Below are 14,653 nucleotides of genomic sequence, written 5' to 3' on the forward strand. Positions count from 1 at the left end.
GCCTCACGGCATTGGACGCGATGCGACCCCGCTTTTGTTAGGCGGGCTGCCGACCTGCCGGCTAGTTTGAGGACTCCTCGTAGAAGGGGTAGTCGGTGTAGCCTGCCGCGCTGTCGCCATAGAACGTGGCCTGGTCCGGCTCGTTGACCGGCAGGTCCTCGCGCCAGCGGCGGACGAGGTCCGGGTTCGCGATCGCCGGCCGGCCCACGACCACTGCGTCGGCATGGCCATCGGCAACCAGCGAGATGGCTTCGTCGCGGGTTGTTACGACGCCGAAGCCGGTGTTGACGAGGAACGTGCCCTTGAAGCGGGCCTTCAGGTCCTGGACCAGTTCGCTGGCCGGGTCCTTGTGCAGGATGCTCAGGTAGGCCAGGTTGAGCGGCGCGATCGTGTCAACGAGCACCTCGTAGGTGGCGCGGACATCGGCGGGGTCATTCTCCTCGATTCCTTGGACGCCGTGTGCGGGTGAGATCCGGATCCCCACGCGGTTTCCGCCGAGCGCTTCGACTACGGCGTTGACGGTTTCAATGACGAACCGCGCCCGGTTCTCGGGAGACCCCCCATAGCCGTCAGTCCGCACGTTGGTGTCCGGGGCGAGGAATTCGTGCAGCAGGTAACCGTTGGCTGAGTGCAGCTCAACGCCGTCGAACCCTGCCTCGATGGCGTTCCGTGACGCCGTCACGATTTCCTGGATCACCACGGGCACTTCATCGGCAGTGAGCTCGTGCGGCACGGGGTGAGCCTGCTTGCCCTTGTAGGTACGGGTTTCAGCCTCGAGGGCGATGGCGCTCGGTGCGACGACCTGGTGGCCGCCGTTGATGTCCTCGTGGGAGACCCGGCCACCGTGCATGATCTGTGCGAAAATCCGGCCGCCCTCGGCATGGACAGCGTCCGTGACCTTCTTCCAGCCGCCAACCTGTTCGGCCGTGACGATGCCGGGCTGTCCCGGGTAGGAGCGGCCGGCGGGGCTGGGGTAGGTGCCTTCGCTGACGATCAGGCCAAGGGAAGCGCGCTGCCGGTAGTGCTCAACGACGAGCGCACCGGGCACGCCCTCCTCGCCGGAGCGGAGGCGGGTGAGCGGCGCCATTACGAGGCGGTTGGGCAGTTCGAGCTCGCCAAGAGTGATGGGGGAAAACAACATGCGCGGTTCCTTTCGAAGCGGATGGGGTCCACTAAGCTCAACTGGGGCGCGCGTGCAACTATTCCGGGTGAGAGCGGGATCACTAAGGGTGCACGATGATCTTCACTGCCGTGTCGTTGTGGTTGATGAGCGTGTCGAAGCCCTTGTCCACCAGATCCTCGAGGGCAATTCTTCCGGTGATGAAAGGTTTGAGGTCCACTTTCCCCTCCTGGACCAGCTTGATGGCAGCAGCATGGTCGCCGCGGTAGGCAATGGTGCCCCGCAGGTCGATTTCTTTGAGGACGATCTTCTGCATGTCGACGGAGGCCGGGCGGCCCCAAATGGACACATTGACCACCACTCCGGCGGGCTTCACGACGTCGAGCATGGTGTCCAGCACCGCGTTCACGCCGGCGCATTCAAACGCGGCGTCCGCACCGGCTCCCCCGGTCAGCTCCAGCACCCGAGCCTTGACGTCGTCTGCACTGGGGTCGATCACATGGTCCGCGACGCCGGACGACGTCGCCTTCTCCTTGCGGGCGGCGGACAGTTCGGTCACCACGGTGGTGACGCCGAGCCCTTTCAGGACAGCCGCCGTGAGCAGTCCGATGGGCCCTGCACCGCCGACGACGGCGACGTCCCCGGCTTTGAGGTCGCTTCGGCTCACGGCATGATGGGCGACTGCGAGGGGTTCGATGAGCGCGGCTTCGTCGAGCGGAATGTCGCCGACGGGGTGGACCCAGCGTGAGTCGACCACGATCTTTTCACTGAGTCCACCACCGCCGCCGGCCAGCCCGATGAAGCCCAAATTGGTGCACAGGTTGTAGTTGCCCTCCCGGCACGGGGCGCATTCGTCGCAGACGAAGTAGGGTTCCACCACCACGCTGTCTCCGATGTCGAGCCCGGCAACGCCCTCGCCCAGTTCCTCAATGGTGCCGGAGAACTCATGACCCAGGGTGACCGGGGCGGCTTCGTGTGACAGCCCGTGGGGGTGTCCGGGCGGCGGCGTGAAGATGGGCCCCTCCAGGAATTCATGGAGGTCCGTGCCGCAGATCCCGCACCAGGCAACGGCGATCTTCACGGCTCCGCGGCGCAGCTCCGGCTCCGGAACTTCTTCGATCCGGAGATCCTCGCGGGCGTGGAATCGTGCTGCTTTCATGATGTTTTCCTTCGCATTACGGGCCGTGGATGCACCCGTCAGGCGCATCCACGGCATGTCGTTGGTTGCCAGCAGGTGGCCCCACCCCCAGTGTGATTCCCGGGATGGTGATTGTCACCGTCGGTCAGGGTTAGCGAGCGTGGTGTGTGGGCTGGAGTTCGTAGACGGGCGTCGGCAGCCCCTCCATCCGGGCCTTCAGCTGAAGCGCCAGATAGTTGGAGTAGTGGCGGCTCTGGTGCAGGTTGCCGCCATGAATCCAGAGATTCTCAACATTCGTGGGTTTCCACATATTGCGCAGCTCCCCCTCCCACGGGCCCGGATCCTTGGGAGTGTCCGAGCCGTATCCCCAGCACTTGCCGACGGCGTTCGCCACCGCAGGCGAGACCAGGTCCGCCAGCCATCCGTTCATGGAACCGTAGCCAGTTGCATAGATGATGACGTCGGCTTCGAGCTCCGCTCCGCTGTCCATGACCACGGCATTGCCGGTGATCTTGCTGACCTGGCCGTTCGCAAGCTTGACGCGTCCGTCAATGATCAGCTGGGAGGCGCCGACGTCGATGTAATAGCCGGAGCCGCGCCTCAGGTATTTGAGGAACAGCCCGGAACCGTCGACTCCGAAGTCCAGGTCGAAACCGGCGGCCTCAAGCTGGGAGTAGAACCCGGCGTCGCGCTTGGCCATCTCCTGGTAGACGGGGATCTGGGCTTCGGGCAGGATCCGGTACGGCAGGGACGCGAACAGGAGGTCGGCCTTCTCGGTGGTGACGCCGTTGGCCAGCGCCTTCTCCGAGTACAGGTCGCCGAGCGCGAGGTCCATCAGTGACTCGCTCCGGGCGATGTGCGTGGAAGAGCGCTGGACCATGGTGACGTCCGCGCCGTGTTCCCACAGATCGGCGCAGATATCGTGGGCCGAGTTGTTGGACCCGATCACCACGGCTTTCTTGCCCGTCCAGTCTCCACCGCCAGGGTGCTTGGACGAGTGGTACTGCTGCCCCAGGAAGGACTCGGCGCCGTCGAAGGTCGGAACGTTCGGGTAACCGGAGACGCCCAGTGCGAAGACGAGCTGCTTGGGCCGCAGGGTGACTGGTTCGCCGTCGCGCATTACCTGGACGATCCATTCCTGGGCCGCTTCATCGAAATGGGCGTTGGTGCATTCGGTCCTGGACCAGTAATTGAGCTCCATGATCCGGGTGTAGTGCTCAAGCCAGTCGCCGATCTTGTCCTTGGCGGCGAAGACGGGCCAGTCGTCCGGGAACTTCATGTACGGCAGGTGGTCGTACCAGACGGGGTCGTGCAGGTGGAGCGACTTGTACCGGTTCCGCCACGAGTCGCCGGGTTTCTCGTTCTTCTCCACGATGATGGTGGGGACGCCGAGCCTGCGGAGCCGTGCACCAAGTCCGATTCCGCCCTGTCCGCCGCCGATGATCACGGTGTAGGGCTGATCCTCATAACCAAGCTTTGCTGCTTCCTCCTCCTTGAGTTCCAGCCAGGACCTGCGGCCCTTGCTGATCTGGTGCGCCACGCCCTTTTCCCGGTTGGGGCCCTTCTTTTCCTCGAATCCTTTGAGCTCCTGCATGGTGGTGAGCAGGGTCCAGCATTTGCCGTTGCGGAGCCGCAGGTGGGCATAGCCCCGCGCCTGGGCGGTTTCGAAGTTCACCCACGCCTCGGTGTTCGCGGCGTCCCCGGTGGCATCCTCGGCGAGTTCCCAGTTTCCGGGCTGAACATCGGCAAGAGTCGCGTCCAGCATGCGCTGGATTTCCGCCTTGCCCTCCAGTGTTTTGAGGTTCCAGGTGAAGGATACGAAGTCGCGCCAGTACGAATCGTCCTCGAAAAGTTGCAGTGCGGCGTCAGTGTTGGTGCTGCGCAGCGCCTCATCGAACTGCGTCAGCCAGGCCTCCACGATGCCGTTTGGTGTCTCAGGCATGATTCCTCTTTCCGTTGCTTTCGGTGAGCCACTCCCGGTCCGTCTCGTAATGACCGCCCCGTGACCCGCATCACAAGTAAAAGACGCCGAGGGTTACAATCGAGTGACATGGCCCTCTCCCCCTGTTCATTCGAGCTGACTGCCGTAGGAACTGCTGGAGAGCGGCCTCCGGATTATGGCCGGGATCGATTCGATGACGAGTTGGGAGATTGCGGATGCGGACGGGCACCGGCGCGACCAACTATCTTCCTGACCTGAGGTTTACCGCACCGGCGGAGTACGCACGAACGCTGCGCAAGGCCCACGAAGCCACGATTTCGGGCAATCCTGATCCGTTCATTTCGCCAGGCATCGTTAAGTCCTGGCAGCGATCGCTGGCACTCGGCATCGACCCTGACCAACACCGACCTGTTCACCGGCACGACGTATCCGAAGCCCGCTCACTCAGCGCCGGGCACCGGCTGGCCTCCGTGATGCCGGCCCTGTCCCAGCTGCTGGCCGACGAGTCAGCCGCGGGCCGTCACCTCCTCATCGTCACCGACCAGCAGGGCGAGGTGCTGTGGCGGGTCGGCAGCCGGCAGGCGCTGCGGCTGGCCGATTCCCTGGAGTTTGTTGAGGGAGCCGACTGGTCCGAATCCGGTGTCGGGACCAATGCCATCAGCGAGGCCCTGGTGACCGGCGCACCGGCGCAGTTATTCAGCGCCGAACACCTGGTGCGGACGCATCACGACTGGGCCTGCACGGCGGCTCCGATTCGTGATCCGTTCACGGGCGGGGTTGTGGGAGTGCTCGATGTGTCCGGCCCGTTCGAATCAGTAACGCCGGACAGCCTCCGCATGGTGCGCTGCGGCGTTCGGCTGGCGGAGGAGCTGCTGAAGACGGCCGGCGTCCCGGCGGCCGGCCGCCCCACGCGGCAGCCCGCGAGCGCGGTGCGCTCGACACTGATGCTGAGGTTACTGGGTGACACTCCAAGCGCCGAGGTCGACGGCGGTGCCCGGCTCCCGCTGACTCTTCGCCGAGCGGAGATCCTGGCTCTGTTGGCGTCCCGGACCCAAGGGTGGAGCGCCGATGAACTGGCGTACCGGCTTCACGGCGAGGACGGTGCCGCCACGGCCATCAGAACCGAGATGCATCGAATCCGCAGCATCCTGGGCAACGTGGTGGAACCCAACCCGTATCGTTTCGCTTCGGCCATCCGCGTCGTCACGGACGCATCCGTCGTCGCCGGGCACCTGCGCGAAGGCAGGGTGCCGGAGGCGCTGGCGGCCTACCCTGCAAAGCTGCTCAACCGTTCGGCCAACCTGTCCATTGAGCTGATGCGTGACGAGCTCAACGAAGCCGTGGGCGCGTCCGTCCGCGCCAGCGGGAATGCCCAGCTCATGATGGGGTGGTGCGCGAGCGATATGGGTGCATCAGATACCGAGGCAGCTTCGGCCATGGCCAGCCTTGTAGGTCCCGGAGATCCGCGCTATCAGGTGGTTCGGGCGCGCATGGAGCGGGTGGACCGGGAGTTGCAGGCCTAGCTGCTGGTGACGGCGACCTCTACGGAGCCGTTCGACTTACGGAGCCGAGGGCGCAACGCCCGGGCAGCCCTGGCCTTGCGGATTCCTGATGCAGTCGTCCGCGTAGTTTCGGGTGACGGAGCGCCACACGCTGATGGTTTGAGGCGGCGAATTGAACTGCCCTTGCCCCGGGATGGGCAGCGGCGGTCCGTTGTTGACGGAGTACGTCCCCTGGAAGTGGGTTGTGAGCACCACCTGGAAATCGCCGGTCTGTGTGTAGGCGTGGCTTGTGCGGGTCTTCTCGCCCCAGCGATCCTGCGGGAGCGGGCCACCGGCCGAGGACTGCGGTCCCAGCGTTGTCCCGTCGCCGTAGCTCCAGGTGTATTGGGCCGGGGTCGCAACGACGTGCACTTTCTGGGCGAGGACCGTGATGTCGAACTGCTGCTCTGCAGAATCGGCGTAGAAATTAGTCTCGGCTCCTCGCAGGGTGTGCGGACTCGGCTGAGCGGTGACAGTTCCCGCGGCAACGGGAAGTTTCTGGAATTCAGATTGGATCAGCGCCGCGATGCGGGGAAGCAGATCCTCAGGGCGCTCGTCATATAAGCACGACGGCCCACCACCGTTCGGGGTCCAGTCCGACCACGCAGGATCGGCTATTCCCCGCGGCGCCACCTTCCAGATCACGGGGATCCCGGGTTCGCCACCCTCTTCACGGGGCGGGCATTGCTGTTGCCCAGGCAGACACTTCACACTCAGGTTGTTCTCGTCAGTCTGGCACTGCAGATCAGCCTTGTATTGGTTGGGATCTGTGTTGGGAGCACCAGGCTCCCGGGGGACCACCTTGCCCGTGGATGGGTCGACGGTCCACGCATCAACTTCGACACCGTGATTCCCGAACCCCGAATCGACTCCACTATCATCCCCAAACGCGAGGGCTGACGTTGAAGGGACTGTAAATAGCGCGCAGGAGATGACTGCTACAAGAAGAGTCTGCGTTCGCCTGAGCATGCGACTGTTCATCGAATCGGGTGCAACCCGCTGAGATACCAACCGCGGTCCTTGAATTCCACCAACAAAACATTTCCAGTGTCTGAAGGCGGTGTCGGCGACCTGAATTGGCTTCCCCCTGGGGCGAAGTATGAAATAGCTGCCTGCTGCACTTGGACAAGAACTTGGTATGAGCCATCCGATTCTGGAGTGAACGTCGTCGTGATTGAGGGCGTTACGAGTTTTCCGCCAGCGAGCCACCGGTCGCCTTCGTAGTTCGTTGAAAGTGATGTGGTGATATTCGAGCAGAGTTCGCATGCGGGGGATGTGACCGCCCCGAGGCCCGAAATATCCCCCGTTTCATATGCATAGTCCAGCAACTTGAACCAATAATCAGCGAAGGCCTCCAGCCCCTCCTTCGTCTCCGTCTTCGCTGCCTCAGGCAACACCGGAACCGGCACGTTCTGCGCTTTGCCCTTGGCGTCGGCCGGCTTGTAGGCGGCGGACGGCGTGGGCGTCGGGGTAACTGAAGCCGACTCCGATGCAGAAGCCGAGGCGGAAGTCGGGTCAGTGCCCGGCGGATTGCCGCCTCCATTGCATGCCGCTAGGGCCAGCGCGGAAGCAGCCATGAATGCAGCCACGGAATAGCGCAACCGAGTGAGGGACGAAGTGCGAGATGTCATGGGCAGCTATTCCCCCGATAGTTTTCAAGACGTCCGAGCCGCCCGCCAATAAATCCGGACGATTGTTAAAGGGTAACCGAGGTCACACTTCAAGGCTCAAAGTTATCCACAGCCAATGCCTCCGGTTCTACCACTCAGCACGCACGATAGGAAGACACAAATGGCTCGGGCGGGAGCTCAGAAGCCGGACGACGCACATTCGGAAACGGCAACACAATCGGCTAAAGCGCTGCGCCGGATTTGCCGATTAATGCGGAACTGATCAATCGCTCCATGCCCGGGATTCCTTCCAGCCGGATCATGGTGCGGCGCATCAAAGCGGCGTACCGTGTGGCGGGCACGAACCATTGTGCTGCAGAAACACCCGCCTCCTGGCTCGCCGAGACCGAGGGCCTGATGCGTGTTTCGAATGTATCGAGCGCCTGCCGGAGGTCTGCCCCTGTCATCAGTTCGTCTGCCAACACAAAAGCCGCCGCCATTCCCAAAGACGCTCCCTGACCGGCGAGCAGGGACACCGCGGCGGCGGCGTCGCCCAGTAGAACCACACGGTTGGTGTGCCAGCGTTCCATCCTGATCTGCGCGACCTGGTCATAGTAGAAATCCTTCGGGCACTGGCGGAGGGCCGCCGGACAGATCCAGCCGAGGTTTCGGTATCTGGAGCGGAGCATGGCCTGTTGGTCCTCAGGAAGGGCCGCGTCATCCGAACGGTGCACGGCCATCGCCGTGATCCGTCCGTCGCGTAACCGGTAGAAGAACATAGCCTCGTTGCGGGTATCGGTGACGGCAAACCTGTCACCTATCTGGGCGGCGACGTCCCAGTCCCTGAATGAATAGGCGCCCACTTGGAAGCCTAGGTAGTGGAAGAACTCTTCCTCCGGCCCGAAGACAAGCTCTCTGACCACTGAGTGGATGCCGTCCGCGCCGATGAGCAAATCCGCCTCCAACACGGCATTGTCGTCAAGGGTGGCAGTCACGGAGGCGCGGCCCTGTCCGACGGCAACAACAGTGCGGCCATAGCGCAGATCCACCCTGTGCGGCAAGGCTTCGCGGATGGCTAATTCCAGGTCAGGACGCAGGATACTGACGAACTCACCCTTTGCGATGCGACTCAATTTGGCCAAGGACAGGGTGGCCCGTGCATTACCCCGGCTGTCGACATATTCCAGCCGCTCTACCCGGTAGCCCAGCTCCCGAATCCGGTGGACGATGCCCAAGGCGTTTGCAGCCTGCCAGCCCGGACCAAAGAAATCGATCATGTAACCCTGCGGCCGCGGCCCATCAGCCTGTTCCACCACCACCACGTCCCACCCGGCACGGTCCAGGAACGCCGCAGCGGACAGCCCGCTGATCCCCGCCCCACAAATGATCGCCTTCATGGGAACACCCTCCCGGTTCAGCCGGACTCGTCGGGTGAGTTGAATCTTCGTAACCGGCAATACCAACGCTACGCCCGACGTCGGACGTTCGCCGCCGCGGCGGCGCGCCCCGCTGCGGCGAACGCGACGCCAGGGAGGACCGCTGTGCCCAGAATGCGTCCATAGGACACTGGCCATCGGGCGCTGCCGGCGGAACAATGAGCCCATGATGTTCACACACGCAGACGGCAACCCCATTTTGAATCTGGACGATGACCAGTCGTGGATGCTTCTCGAGGGCACAAAACACGGCCGGCTGGTCGTAACCGTGGCCGGCGAACCGGACATTTTCCCGGTCAACTACGCAGTGGGCGGCCGGAAGCTCTACCTCCGGACGGCCCCCGGGAACAAGCTTGCGGAACTGACGATCAACTCGAACGTCCTCTTTGAGGCGGACGGCATCATGTCCGACGAGGCATGGTCCGTGGTGCTTCGCGGAACAGCCCGTGTCCTGGATCAATCCGCGGACATCGCAGCGGCAGACGCCCTGGGTTTGAAGTCATGGGTGCCGACGTTGAAGGACTTCTACGTTGAGATCGAGCCTGTCTCAGTCAGCGGCCGCCATTTCCAGTTCGGCGAGCAGCCGGAGCGTGACGTCTAGGCATTCCAGCCCCCAGGCCCCTCGAATGTGGGCCGCCTAGACTTGAACTATGGTTGACCGGCTGACTCCAGAACAGCGCAGCTGGAACATGTCCAGGATCCGGGGCAAGAACACCAAACCGGAATTGCTGGTTCGGAGCCTGTTGCACGCGAAAGGCTACCGCTACCGGCTGCATGGCAGCGCGAAGGGCGGGAAACTCCCTGGCAACCCTGATTTGGTGTTCTCCGGACGGCATAAGGTCATCTTCGTCAACGGCTGTTTTTGGCATTTCCACGACTGCAGGGCGGGGCAGCACTCCCCCACTGCGAACGCAGAATTCTGGGAAAGCAAACGAACGCGCACAAGGAGTCGCGACGCCGAACAGCGACGGCTGCTTGAGGCCTCCGGTTGGCAGGTACTCACCGTCTGGGAATGCGAACTGAAGGACATTTCCGCTTTGGAAATGCAGCTGGAGCAGTTCCTCGCTTGAGCGACCACTAGGACGCCCGGCGAGCCGCTAACGCAGTATTGAACGCGGCCGCCGAGGCGTCGGTGCTGTTGATGCGCCAGTCCGTTTCCTTCTGAAGAGGAACCAGACGAAGCCCTGGACATCGGGCTGGGCTGCGAGATAGGTGACCAGCTCGGTGTTCCAGGCCGCTTTGGAGCCGCCTGCCTCACTCGATGCCGTCTCCGCAATAAGGATGGGAGCACCGGGTGCCAGTGTCCGCAGCTGTGCAATCCCCGGAGCGAAGAGGTCCTGCGGGGAAATCCAGCCGCTCCACGACGCCGAGGTTCCCCAGTTGTATCCGTCGAGGGCCACGATGTCCACGTAGCCGGCGCCCGGGAACAGCCTGATGGGCGGTGCCTGGAGGAAGTCCTTGTAGAAGAGCACGCTGGAGGGCCTCTCCCCTGCCAGCTGTGACACTTCATCCAGTTCAGTGCCGGCCAGCGGCCCGCCGGCGGTGGCCACTCCAAAGCGCAGGGCCGCCGTGCTGACCGGCGGGATGGTGGGACCAGGAGCAGCAACCTTGAACACGGACGAGGCCTTGACGGAGGAGGTTTTGGCCGTGATGGTCAGTGACCCTGTGGCTGTGGCGGGGATCGTGATGGTAGTGCTGAAGGCACCGGAGGACGCCGTCTTAAAGGCAAAGGTGGAGGACCCGGCTATGCCGGTGCCCGTAGTGGAAACCTTGAAACCTGTTCCGCTGACTGTCGCCGCGGACCCTGCCGGTCCTGTACTCGGATTGAGTGAAATCTGGGCTGTCGCCGGCGCTGCCTGCACTGGCTGGATGGCCGCCAAGGTCAATCCCAGCCCCACAAAAATGCCAGTAACAAGTGTCTTCACGGTCCTGAACAAGGTGATCCCCGCACTCGGCTGGTGGCATCGACGGCCACAGGTCAGTTCGGTGCCGGCAAGCACGTGTCCCGATCCCAAAGCGCAAGCGGGCCAGTCCGATCAAGATTGGCGCAAATTTTTCTGGAAATCGCATTCCGCAGCCGCGGGAGCCCTACTGTAAAAGAGGCAAGGTTTATGTCCGCACCCGCTATCCCAGCTGTGCGAGGCAAAGGGAAGGGGTGTCCAATGGACGGACAGGATGGCGCCAGCCAACCGTACGTTGACCCCGCTGTGCTGCAAACACTTCGCTGCGAACTTGAGCCGGACCCGGACTACTGCATCGTGTTCGTCAACAGCTACATCCAGCAATTGCCCCGACGCCTGGACCGGCTCCGGCACGCCGTGGAAGCCATGGATCTGGACGCGGCCATGGACGCCGTGCTGAGCGTCAAAACGTCCAGCCGAATGGTTGGCGCGGCGTATCTGGGGATGCTCGCTGACGAACTCGAGACCATCCTCAGGCATTTGGAGACCCACCCGGGGAATCCCCGCGAACAACCTGCCCTGCTCCAGATGGCCCTGCTGGAGAGCATGGATGCCTGCACAGGCCAAACGGTGGCCGGGCTCTCCGCCGCCGTAGCGGCCTGAACCCGGCTTCCTGAAGGCTGCCCGGACCGTAGCCCCAGGTCCAAACCTCCGTGGTCAGCGTTCAGCCGGGGCCAACCTGTAGCCAACACCGCGGACAGTCTGGAGCCAGCGCGGGTTCTGCGGGCTGTCGCCCAGCTTCTTGCGGAGGTTTCCCATGTGCACTTCGACGGACCGCTCGTCTGCCTCGGAGATGTAGCCACCGACGTCGTACGGCTCGTCCCGCAGCCGCCTCACCAGTTCCGACTTGGTGCGCACCATCCGGCCTGCCTCAAGTAGGGCATGCAGCAGGTCGAATTCAGTGCGCGTCAGGTGCAGTTCGCGCCCGTCCACACTCACGGTCCGCGCCTCGTAGCTGAATTCAAGGCCGTTGTGCGTGAGCGTCCGGCCGGTGCCGCCCGCTGCGGCAGGTGCCGTTTCGGCGGCGGCGGAGTCCGACGTCGAACGCGGACGCCGCATCATGGCGGCGACGCGTGCGCGCAGTTCCCGGGGACGGAAGGGCTTTGTCAGGTAATCGTCCGCTCCTGATTCCAGGCCGATGAGCGTATCCAGTTCCTCGGCGCGCGCCGTCAGCATGACGATGTAGGCGTCGGAAAACTCCCGGATCTGGCGTGCGACTTCGAAGCCGTCGATGTCCGGGAGCCCCAGGTCCAGGGTGATGACTGCGGGCTTGAGCTCCTTGGCCGCCACGACACCGGCCGCCCCGCTGCTTGCCACCTGGACATCGAACCCGGCCTGGACCAGCACTACCCGCACCAGTTCACGGATGTCGTGATCATCCTCGATTACCAGACCCACACGTGATTCACTCATCGCAGCCCCCTCAGTCCGCTCGATACCGTCAGAAGTATAGCGGTCGACAGATATCGTGGTGGTATGCGTCTTGTAAACGGCACGTCTTTGTTCACCCGGCCATGAGCGGCAACCTCACCTGGGACATCGCTTCAGGCCGGATAATGTTCTTTCGCCGGCCGTTCCACGAGTACTCGCTGCGGGGGCGTGTAGTGCTGAGTCAAATGCCGTTGTCCATCACGGCAGGGCTCACCGCCGTCCTGATGCTGTTGTTTTTTCCCGGCACCCTGACCAATGCCCTCTTCATCGCGTTCCTGGTGACCCAGGTCCTCATACTGGCGCTGTGCTACCTAACGCCGTGGGACCGGCTGCCGTACCCCAGCTTCCTGGTGATCCCGTTCCTTGATTTCGTTTCGATCGCACTGGGGCGGGAGGGTGGACAGGAAAGCCTCACGGGCATCAGTCTCCTGGCAGTCTTTCCCGTTATCTGGCTGTGCGCTTCGGGGATATTTCCGCGCACCGCCCTGCTGCTGTCATTCCTCGCTCCCCTGGGCATCATCTGGTTGCCACTGTTTGTCCGCGGCGACGTCACGGGGCAGGATCTGGCGAAGTCCCTGCTACTGCCGGTCATGATGCTGGGCATCGGAGTGTCCGTCAGCGTGTTGACGCTCAGCATGGTCCGCCAGCAGCGCGACTTGGAGGAGAAGGATGCGCAGCTGCGCATCGCGCTCAAGGACAGCAAACGGCAGGAAGGGCTGCTCAATTCGGTACTGGAAACGGTGCACCTGGGCGTCCTGGCAGTGGACGCGGACGGGCACGACATCCTCATGAACCGGAAACAGCGGCAGCACCACCGGCTCGCCACGCCGCCGGGAAACAACGACCCGAACGAGTCCCAGCTCCTGGTGTTCCAGCCGGACCGGACCACCAAGGTGCCGGTGGAACAGCGCCCTGTCCGCCGCGCGGTGATGGGCGAAAATTTCACGGACAACCTGGTGTGGCTTGGCAGCGGCAGTGACCAGCGCGCCATAACCACCAGCGCCCGCGCCATGCGGGACCACGACGGCGCCTTCGCCGGCTCCGTCATCGTGTTCAGCGACGTCACCGACCTGGTGAACGCACTGGCGGCCAAAGACGACTTTGTGGCCAACGTGTCCCACGAGTTCCGGACCCCGCTGACCTCCATCCTGGGTTATGTGGAGCTGCTGCTGGACGACGGAGACGTACTGCCGGATTCCCACCGTGAACCGCTGAACATCATCCGCCGGAACTCCGAGCGCCTGCTGGGGCTTGTCTCGGACCTGCTCGCCAGCCGCAAAGGGCAGCTCATCGTCAGCCCGCAGGCCGTCAACGTGGCCGACCTTGTGCGGGCCAGCGTCAGCGCCGCACTCCCCCGCGCAGCGGCAGCCAACGTGCGGCTCCGCGCGGAAGCCCCCGAGCGGCTGGACGCCCATGTGGATTCCGCGCGCGTGTCACAGGTACTGGACAACCTGGTCTCAAACGCCATCAAGTACTCGCCCAACGGCGGCGACGTCGTGGTGTCCCTGGCGTCGGAAGGATCAGAGCTGGTGTGTCATGTCAGCGACACCGGCATGGGCATGAGCGAACAGGACCAGGCCGACGTGTTTAAGAAGTTCTTCCGGACCGGCAACGTGCGGAACACGGCCATCCCGGGAGTGGGGCTTGGACTGTCCATCAGCAAGGCCATCGTTGAAGCACACGGCGGAAGCATCCAGCTGCGGAGCGCGCTGGGAGAAGGCACCACCTTCACAGTCAAGGTGCCGGTCTAGGGACGTGGCCGGTAATCCTCGATGAGCATCCGGGCCATACGCTGCGCACGCTTGGAGGCGTCCAGGTCACCCTCCGTGGCGGAAATAATGGACCCCTTCATCAGGATGTGCCATGAGCGGGAGAAGTCCTCGGCGTCCCGGAGCCCCGCCTCCTCCGCGAGCTGCTGGACGTGGCCGCGGATCTTGGCGAGGTAGTCAATGCTCGCACGTCCCAGCGGATGATTGGCACCCATTTCCAGCAGGATGTTGATGAAGGAGCAAGCCTCAAAATCGTCGCGGCGGAACCAGTCCCCGAAGACGTCGAAGATCGCCAGCAGCTGCTCAGTGGGTGTGCCAGCCCGGCCCCGCGCATCGGCAACGATCAGGTCCACGGTCCACACCCGGTCGCGTTGCTCCAGGAAGGCGAGTACCAGTTCATCCTTGGATGCAAAGTGACGGTAGAACGTTGCCTTCGCCACGCCGGCACTGCTGATCAGCTCATTCACTCCCACATCGCGAATGCCACGGCGCGCGAAAAGCTGGTACGCCGTATCAACAATCCTCTGCCTCGCGGCGGCAGGACTCATCGCAACCTCGCCTTGCGGCGCAGGCTGCATTGCTACTGAGTCTGGCGTGGGGGTCATTACAATTAGTCTAACGCAAAGGGCAGACAGACTTGTCTGTCTGAGATAGGATTCCTATATTCCGGTCGGTCGAATTCCCAGGCGTTTGAGCCAGAGCGCT

At 63.4% G+C, this 14,653-nt stretch carries 14 protein-coding genes; 5 read left to right on the top strand and 9 right to left on the bottom strand.

Translation table 11 applies throughout. The features are described from left to right. Nucleotides 1-61 precede the first annotated feature (61 nt). The 3 genes from J2S97_RS10560 to J2S97_RS10570 all read right to left on the bottom strand — a co-directional run bounded on the left by J2S97_RS10560 (nt 62) and on the right by J2S97_RS10570 (nt 4,200). Nucleotides 62-1,141, bottom strand: coding sequence for an alkene reductase (locus J2S97_RS10560; protein ID WP_307049116.1), 1,080 nt, complete (start codon nt 1,139-1,141; stop codon nt 62-64). Between the two features lie 82 nt (nt 1,142-1,223). Next, nucleotides 1,224-2,279: a 2,3-butanediol dehydrogenase gene (locus J2S97_RS10565; RefSeq protein WP_307049118.1), complete on the bottom strand. Its 1,056-nt coding sequence runs from the start codon at nt 2,277-2,279 to the stop codon at nt 1,224-1,226. A 130-nt stretch (nt 2,280-2,409) separates the two neighbouring features. Continuing rightward, the gene (locus tag J2S97_RS10570) at nt 2,410-4,200 is read right to left on the bottom strand and encodes an NAD(P)/FAD-dependent oxidoreductase (RefSeq protein ID WP_307049119.1); all 1,791 of its coding nucleotides are present in this window, start codon (nt 4,198-4,200) and stop codon (nt 2,410-2,412) included. A 215-nt stretch (nt 4,201-4,415) separates the two neighbouring features. Between J2S97_RS10570 and J2S97_RS10575 the strand changes: the two genes are divergently transcribed. Beyond that, nucleotides 4,416-5,723, top strand: coding sequence for a helix-turn-helix domain-containing protein (locus J2S97_RS10575; protein WP_307049121.1), 1,308 nt, complete (start codon nt 4,416-4,418; stop codon nt 5,721-5,723). Between the two features lie 36 nt (nt 5,724-5,759). On the opposite strand, the gene J2S97_RS10580 is transcribed toward J2S97_RS10575, so the two are convergent. The 3 genes from J2S97_RS10580 to J2S97_RS10590 all read right to left on the bottom strand — a co-directional run bounded on the left by J2S97_RS10580 (nt 5,760) and on the right by J2S97_RS10590 (nt 8,748). Beyond that, nucleotides 5,760-6,386, bottom strand: coding sequence for a hypothetical protein (locus tag J2S97_RS10580; RefSeq protein WP_307049122.1), 627 nt, complete (start codon nt 6,384-6,386; stop codon nt 5,760-5,762). A 332-nt stretch (nt 6,387-6,718) separates the two neighbouring features. Further along, the gene (locus J2S97_RS10585; protein WP_307049124.1) at nt 6,719-7,318 is read right to left on the bottom strand and encodes a DUF6318 family protein; all 600 of its coding nucleotides are present in this window, start codon (nt 7,316-7,318) and stop codon (nt 6,719-6,721) included. A 275-nt stretch (nt 7,319-7,593) separates the two neighbouring features. Continuing rightward, nucleotides 7,594-8,748, bottom strand: coding sequence for an FAD-dependent oxidoreductase (locus J2S97_RS10590; RefSeq protein WP_307049126.1), 1,155 nt, complete (start codon nt 8,746-8,748; stop codon nt 7,594-7,596). Nucleotides 8,749-8,953: 205 nt separating this feature from the next. Between J2S97_RS10590 and J2S97_RS10595 the strand changes: the two genes are divergently transcribed. Next, on the top strand, nt 8,954-9,388 hold the full coding sequence (locus J2S97_RS10595) for a pyridoxamine 5'-phosphate oxidase family protein (RefSeq protein WP_307049128.1): 435 nt from the start codon (nt 8,954-8,956) through the stop codon (nt 9,386-9,388). Between the two features lie 49 nt (nt 9,389-9,437). Further along, a complete protein-coding gene (locus J2S97_RS10600; RefSeq protein WP_307049130.1) occupies nt 9,438-9,857 on the top strand; it encodes a very short patch repair endonuclease in 420 nt (139 codons plus the stop codon). Nucleotides 9,858-9,884: 27 nt separating this feature from the next. Here J2S97_RS10600 and J2S97_RS10605 read toward each other — a convergent pair whose 3' ends face one another. Continuing rightward, nucleotides 9,885-10,712, bottom strand: coding sequence for a hypothetical protein (locus tag J2S97_RS10605; protein WP_307049132.1), 828 nt, complete (start codon nt 10,710-10,712; stop codon nt 9,885-9,887). Nucleotides 10,713-10,949: 237 nt separating this feature from the next. Here J2S97_RS10605 and J2S97_RS10610 point away from each other — a divergent pair, with 237 nt between their 5' ends. After that, nucleotides 10,950-11,351, top strand: coding sequence for an Hpt domain-containing protein (locus J2S97_RS10610; protein WP_307049134.1), 402 nt, complete (start codon nt 10,950-10,952; stop codon nt 11,349-11,351). 54 nt (nt 11,352-11,405) lie between these two features. On the opposite strand, the gene J2S97_RS10615 is transcribed toward J2S97_RS10610, so the two are convergent. Next, on the bottom strand, nt 11,406-12,161 hold the full coding sequence (locus J2S97_RS10615; protein WP_307049135.1) for a response regulator transcription factor: 756 nt from the start codon (nt 12,159-12,161) through the stop codon (nt 11,406-11,408). A gap of 101 nt (nt 12,162-12,262) precedes the next feature. Between J2S97_RS10615 and J2S97_RS10620 the strand changes: the two genes are divergently transcribed. Continuing rightward, nucleotides 12,263-13,930: a sensor histidine kinase gene (locus J2S97_RS10620; protein ID WP_307049137.1), complete on the top strand. Its 1,668-nt coding sequence runs from the start codon at nt 12,263-12,265 to the stop codon at nt 13,928-13,930. On the opposite strand, the gene J2S97_RS10625 is transcribed toward J2S97_RS10620, so the two are convergent. Beyond that, nucleotides 13,927-14,496, bottom strand: coding sequence for a TetR/AcrR family transcriptional regulator (locus J2S97_RS10625; protein ID WP_373460543.1), 570 nt, complete (start codon nt 14,494-14,496; stop codon nt 13,927-13,929). The two genes, J2S97_RS10620 and J2S97_RS10625, sit on opposite strands and share 4 nt — an antisense overlap. Between the last annotated feature and the right edge of the window lie 157 nt (nt 14,497-14,653).

Source organism: Arthrobacter oryzae (assembly GCF_030812315.1).
Classification (GTDB): domain Bacteria; phylum Actinomycetota; class Actinomycetes; order Actinomycetales; family Micrococcaceae; genus Arthrobacter; species Arthrobacter oryzae_B.

Bases quoted from the DNA above. Each gene is read 5' to 3' on its own strand.
- J2S97_RS10560 (WP_307049116.1), bottom strand. From the start codon at position 1,141: ATGTTGTTTTCCCCCATCACTCTTGGCGAGCTCGAACTGCCCAACCGC.
- J2S97_RS10565 (WP_307049118.1), bottom strand. From the start codon at position 2,279: ATGAAAGCAGCACGATTCCACGCCCGCGAGGATCTCCGGATCGAAGAA.
- J2S97_RS10570 (WP_307049119.1), bottom strand. From the start codon at position 4,200: ATGCCTGAGACACCAAACGGCATCGTGGAGGCCTGGCTGACGCAGTTC.
- J2S97_RS10575 (WP_307049121.1), top strand. From the start codon at position 4,416: ATGCGGACGGGCACCGGCGCGACCAACTATCTTCCTGACCTGAGGTTT.
- J2S97_RS10585 (WP_307049124.1), bottom strand. From the start codon at position 7,318: ATGGCTGCTTCCGCGCTGGCCCTAGCGGCATGCAATGGAGGCGGCAAT.
- J2S97_RS10590 (WP_307049126.1), bottom strand. From the start codon at position 8,748: ATGAAGGCGATCATTTGTGGGGCGGGGATCAGCGGGCTGTCCGCTGCG.
- J2S97_RS10595 (WP_307049128.1), top strand. From the start codon at position 8,954: ATGATGTTCACACACGCAGACGGCAACCCCATTTTGAATCTGGACGAT.
- J2S97_RS10600 (WP_307049130.1), top strand. From the start codon at position 9,438: ATGGTTGACCGGCTGACTCCAGAACAGCGCAGCTGGAACATGTCCAGG.
- J2S97_RS10610 (WP_307049134.1), top strand. From the start codon at position 10,950: ATGGACGGACAGGATGGCGCCAGCCAACCGTACGTTGACCCCGCTGTG.
- J2S97_RS10615 (WP_307049135.1), bottom strand. From the start codon at position 12,161: ATGAGTGAATCACGTGTGGGTCTGGTAATCGAGGATGATCACGACATC.
- J2S97_RS10620 (WP_307049137.1), top strand. From the start codon at position 12,263: ATGAGCGGCAACCTCACCTGGGACATCGCTTCAGGCCGGATAATGTTC.
- J2S97_RS10625 (WP_373460543.1), bottom strand. From the start codon at position 14,496: ATGAGTCCTGCCGCCGCGAGGCAGAGGATTGTTGATACGGCGTACCAG.